4 protein-coding genes are annotated in these 4,921 nt (G+C 61.5%); 2 read left to right on the forward strand and 2 right to left on the reverse strand.

The features are described 5' to 3' along the window. Window positions 1–1,029: HD-GYP domain-containing protein (locus OKB81_RS19340; RefSeq protein ID WP_270805383.1), on the reverse strand; the 1,029-nt coding region annotated here is incomplete at its 3' end. Window positions 1,030–1,201: 172 nt separating this feature from the next. Between OKB81_RS19340 and rsuA the strand changes: the two genes are divergently transcribed. Then, the gene (gene rsuA, locus OKB81_RS19345; RefSeq protein ID WP_124244230.1) at window positions 1,202–1,894 is read left to right on the forward strand and encodes a 16S rRNA pseudouridine(516) synthase RsuA; all 693 of its coding nucleotides are present in this window, start codon (window positions 1,202–1,204) and stop codon (window positions 1,892–1,894) included. A 101-nt stretch (window positions 1,895–1,995) separates the two neighbouring features. Here the strand turns inward: rsuA and OKB81_RS19350 are convergent, their stop codons facing one another. Continuing rightward, entirely contained in the window at window positions 1,996–2,898 is a 903-nt protein-coding gene (locus tag OKB81_RS19350) for a DMT family transporter (RefSeq protein ID WP_216944404.1), read from the reverse strand. A 289-nt stretch (window positions 2,899–3,187) separates the two neighbouring features. Here OKB81_RS19350 and OKB81_RS19355 point away from each other — a divergent pair, with 289 nt between their 5' ends. Next, entirely contained in the window at window positions 3,188–4,825 is a 1,638-nt protein-coding gene (locus OKB81_RS19355; protein ID WP_052814883.1) for a peptide ABC transporter substrate-binding protein, read from the forward strand. The last annotated feature ends 96 nt before the right edge of the window (window positions 4,826–4,921 follow it).

Raw genomic sequence — 4,921 nt, forward strand, 5'->3', positions numbered from 1 at the left:
GCGCGAGCAGCTATCACCCAGTAATGGGGATCCCCCTCCTGTGACGCGAAGCGCTAAGGTGGGGGAGGATGTCAAGCACTTGATGAATTTGGTCACCAGGTCGGCATCAAAATGCAGATCAACCCCCTTGAGCAAAATGCGAAACGCCTGGGTAGGCTGCATGCCTTGTTTGTAGACCCTGTCTGCCGTCACCGCATCGTAGACATCGACGATGCCACTCATGCGGGTGTAGAGGGAGAGCTGATCCCCCTTGAGGCGCCGCGGGTAGCCGGTGCCATCGATCCGTTCGTGATGATTGGAAGCGACTTCCAGCATGATGGGGGTGATGCCGGCGGTGGCGGCCAGGATGTCGTGGCTGTGGATGACGTGCTCGCGCATCACCTCCAGCTCCTCATCGGTGAGCTTGCCCGGTTTGTTGAGCACCTCGTCCGGGGTCATGATCTTGCCCACGTCGTGGAGCAGGCCACCCAGGGTCAGCTCCTTGAGCACGCTGCGATCCAGCCCCAGATAGCGGCCGAAGTTCGCCAGGAGGATGGCGACATTCATGGAGTGCTCCATCAGGTAGGCATCCTTGGCACGGATCCGCGCCAAACAGAGCATGGCATCGCCGTGGGTGAACATGGTATCGACCATCTCTTCGGCCACGGCGGCAAGGGGCGTGATGTCGATGGGCTCACCGGCCTTGAGATGGCGAATGAACTTGCCCTGGAGTTCGCGCGCTTCCTGATAGAGCCGACGGATCTTGAGCTCGCGCCCTTCACCACTGCCGATCTGACGAGAGGAGCCCGCCCCGTTTGTCACCACATCCGCCGGGCTTGCCGTGCCCCCTCCCGGCAGCTTGCTGCGGGCAAGATCCACCCGCACCGTCAGCACGCCGCGCCGGATCAGCGCCTCCACCTGTTGAGGGTTGGTCACCATGCCCGTCTGGGCAATTTCCATGGCGCCGGTCTGGCTGGCAATGGCAATGACATACATGCCAGGTTTCAACTGGCTGACGGGGATGACGGGGTGAGACTTCGTCGGCTTCATGGGTACATCCTGGGCTTATTATTATGTGTGATGTCGGTCTGCTGACGGCAGTCTATCACTGGCACATCATGGCGTCAGGCGCCATCTTGAGTCCCTGTCGCTTAGTACTGGTGTTGTCGGGTCTGACCGATATAATGTCGCCCCCAATCATGATGGATTCCGAGGTTTTTGCATGCGGCTCGACAAATTTCTTTGCGATTGCTCCGATTTGACCCGTTCCCAGGCGGGCAAGCTGATCCGTCAGGGGGAAGTGCTGGTAGACGGCGTGCTGGTCAAGCAGCCCGCCTTTCACATCAATGAGCAACACCAGATCGAGTTTGACGGTGTGACCTTGACCCTGAACCTGCAGAATCGCTACTTCATGCTGCACAAGCCGGAAGGATATGTCTGCTCCAACGAGGACCCGGATCACGCCACCGTGTTCCACCTGCTCGACGAGCCGGCCATGGGCAAACTGCATGTGGTGGGGCGCCTCGATCTCGATACCACCGGGCTGGTGCTGATCACCGATGACGGCCAGTGGTCCCATCGCATCACGTCGCCCCGTCACGAGTGTGCCAAGACCTACCATGTCTGGCTGGCTGATCCCGTGAGTGAAGAGGCTATCTCGCTCTTTGCCGACGGTATCTACCTGCGCAACGAGAACGACAAGACCCGCCCTGCGGAGCTGGAAATCCTGGACGAGCGGGAAGCACGCCTGACCATCCACGAGGGCAAGTATCACCAGGTGAAGCGGATGTTCGCCGCCATCGGCAACAAGGTGATCGGGCTGCATCGGGAACGCATCGGCGATCTGGCTCTGGACGATGAGCTGGCACCGGGGGAATACCGGGAGCTGACCGAAGAGGAAGTGGCTCTGTTCTAGGGGCGCGATCGCCTCTCTCCCTGTCCGGCACGGGGGAGCATCGGCGGCTCAGTGCCGCCGATGGGCGTGTTGGTCCTTCCTTCTTGCAGGAGAGACGGGGCTCAGTTCCCCATTCCGAGCACCAGGGCCGTGCCCAGGGTGGCGAGCAGGGCACCGGCCCAGGCGGGGAGCGAGGGACGCATCCCCGAGTGCCACCACAGCAAGGGCAGCAGAATGACCGGCGTGGTGGAAGACAAGATGGCCACCATGCCCACATCTCCCTGACGCAGTGCCACCAGGATCAGGGTCATTCCCAGCGTCATCGCCAGAAATCCGTTGATGCCTATCATGCCGAGCACTTGCCGGTTGATGGGGTTGTGCGGCATGGCGAGCGGCAGGCGCAGTGCCCGCAAGACGCAGTGTGCCAAGAGGGCGCTGCCCATGCGCACGCCGGAAGCGCTCACCGCGTCCACGGTGCCGCTCATCATCACCGGCTTGGCGATGATGGCTCCGAGGCTCTGGCACAGGGCTGCGGTGAGGCCAAGGGCTATGCCGACCACGAGGCGGCCGCGCACCAGCTCCCATTCGTTCTGCGGGTTGTCGCCACGACGACCAAACAGGATGGCGAGCATGACCCCGGCCAGGACCAGCAAGGCGCCCGGCAGGCGCCAACCATCGAGCTGCTCGCCAAAGAGCCAGAGCCCGAGCAGGGCGGAGAAGAGGGCGTGGCAGGAGAAGAGCAGACCGCTGCGCCTGGGGCCGAGTCGGTTCATGCAGGCAAAGAGGGCGGTGTCGCCGACGAAGATGCCGATGAGGCCGGAGAGGGCCAGCAGGGGAAGGGCGCTCTCGGTGAGGGTCTGCCAGCCTCCCGTCACCAGACTTGCGCTGGCCAGCATCAGGCTGACCAGGAACATCCGCCAGCGGCTGTAGGCAAAGGCCCCCAGATGGCGAGCCGGTTTGACGGAGATGAGGGCGGCGATCGCCCATAAACTGGCGGCAGCCAGCGCCAGCCATTCGTAACCCATAAAGACCCCTGAAACGGTAGACGACAACCGGACCTACAGGCGACATATCACCCCGGGCCGATTGCTTACGGGGCAGGGGAGCGTGCCTTCTTGCTGTCGCACGCACCCGTGGCCGCTATGTCGTCATAAAACCATGAAAAAAATAGCCCGGAAGACTCCCTCTATCGGGCAGGCCCGATACAATACGGGCCGTCTTCGGGGATAACAAGCGCGGCATCATGCATTCGTTTCCAGGCGCGCCGCCGGCCTTCTCCCTATTGCAGTCAAAAGAATTGAACGAGGTTAATGTATGTTTTACCGTTTCGCCGTCAGGCCAGCCCGTCGCTGGCTATCTCCCTTACTGCTTGGGTTGATGGCGGTGCCGCCGTCACTGGCTAGTAGCGTGGTTGAGCAGACTTACATTTCAGATAGACAAACCCTGGTCAAAGGCAATGGCGCCGAACCCGAGTCCCTCGATCCGGCCCTGATCCGCTCCGGCTTCCCAGGGGAGGTGGTGCTGGTGGACCTGTTCGAGGGGCTGGTGAGCGAGGATGGACAGGGCATGATAGTGCCCGCCCAGGCCCAGCGCTGGGAGACCAGCGAGGATGGACTGGTGTGGCGTTTCTTTCTGCGTCCCCAGCTCAAATGGTCCAACGGCGAGCCCCTCACAGCCCGGGATTTCGTCTACGCCTGGCGGCGGCTGCTGAATCCGGCGCAGGCTTCCCCCTCCGCTGGCCTGTTGTTGGCGACCGGCATCAACAATGCCCAGTCCATTTATGCCGGTGCGCTCGATCTCGATGCCCTGGGGGTGGAGGCAGAAAGCGACCAGATCCTGAAAGTGACCCTGGAGCGTCCCGTTCCCTATTTCCTGCAACTGGTCAGCCAGCGTCCCTTCGTGCCGGTCAACGAACGGGTCATCACCCAGTTTGGCAAGCAGTGGACCCAGCCAGGTAAGATGGTGAGCAATGGCCCTTACAAGCTGGCGAGCTGGGTGGTGAACGAGCGCATCGAAGCCGAGCGCAACCCCCAGTACTGGGATGACGCCCATACCCGGATCCAGCGGGTGACCTACCTGCCGCTCGCTTCCCAGCATGGGGAGCGGCTGCGTTACGAAGCGGGGGAGATCCAGCTCACCAACAAGGTGGCGCTGGAGTACTACCAGAAGACCATGCAGGAGGCACCGGAGCGGATCTGGGGTTTGCCGCTGCTTGGCACCTATCTTTATACCTTCAATCTCAATCTCCCTGAATTGCAGGATGTGCGGGTGCGCCAAGCGCTCTCCATGGCCATTGATCGCTACCTGCTGACCGAGAAGGTGAGCGGCCAGGGAGAACGTCCTGCCTGGTCATTGCTGCCCGCCATGCCAGGTTATGACGAACTGGATATCCCCCTCTCCCGGGAAGACCAGTCAACTCGGTTGGCCCGCGCAGCCGCGCTGTTGGCCCAGGCAGGCTACAACAGCGCCCATCCTCTCAGGTTGACACTGACCTACAACACGTCGGAGAACCACAAGAAGCTGGCTCTGGCGGTGGCGGCCATGTGGAAACCGCTGGGGGTAGAAGTCTCCCTCAACAACATGGAGTGGAATGCTTATCAGGTGGCCAAGAACAGTGGTGATTTCATGCTGGCTCGTTCATTTTTGTTTGGTGATTATGTCGAGCCGTCGTCCATGCTTGGCAGTTTCCGCTGCCAGGATCCCCAGAACGAGAGCGGCTACTGCAACCCCGTCTTCGATGGTCTGCTGCAGCAGGCCTCCGAGACCCTGGATGCCAACGTTCGGTCCGGGATCTATCATCAGGCCGAGCAACTGCTGATGGAGGAGGTGCCCGTCATCCCCGTCTATCACTACAACCAGATGAGACTGGTGGACCCGGCACTGCGCGGCTTGCCGAGCCGCAACCTCAAGGGCGCCATCGCCACCAAGGATCTCTATTTCAGCCAGCCATGAGGAGTGTGGAATGAAGATTGCCATCTTAAATGCGAAAGGGGACTCCCTCCGACGTAGGTGGGAGGGGAATTTCGCCGGGGCGTCAGCCCCGCTGGT

Origin of the sequence: Aeromonas sp. QDB56 (genome assembly GCF_027705505.1) — a bacterium.
GTDB lineage: Bacteria > Pseudomonadota > Gammaproteobacteria > Enterobacterales > Aeromonadaceae > Aeromonas > Aeromonas caviae.

What these genes read in the sequence shown, in the direction of transcription:
- OKB81_RS19350 (WP_216944404.1), bottom strand. Translation starts at nt 2,898, where the DNA reads ATGGGTTACGAATGGCTGGCGCTGGCTGCCGCCAGTTTATGGGCGATC.
- rsuA (WP_124244230.1), top strand. Translation starts at nt 1,202, where the DNA reads ATGCGGCTCGACAAATTTCTTTGCGATTGCTCCGATTTGACCCGTTCC.
- OKB81_RS19355 (WP_052814883.1), top strand. Translation starts at nt 3,188, where the DNA reads ATGTTTTACCGTTTCGCCGTCAGGCCAGCCCGTCGCTGGCTATCTCCC.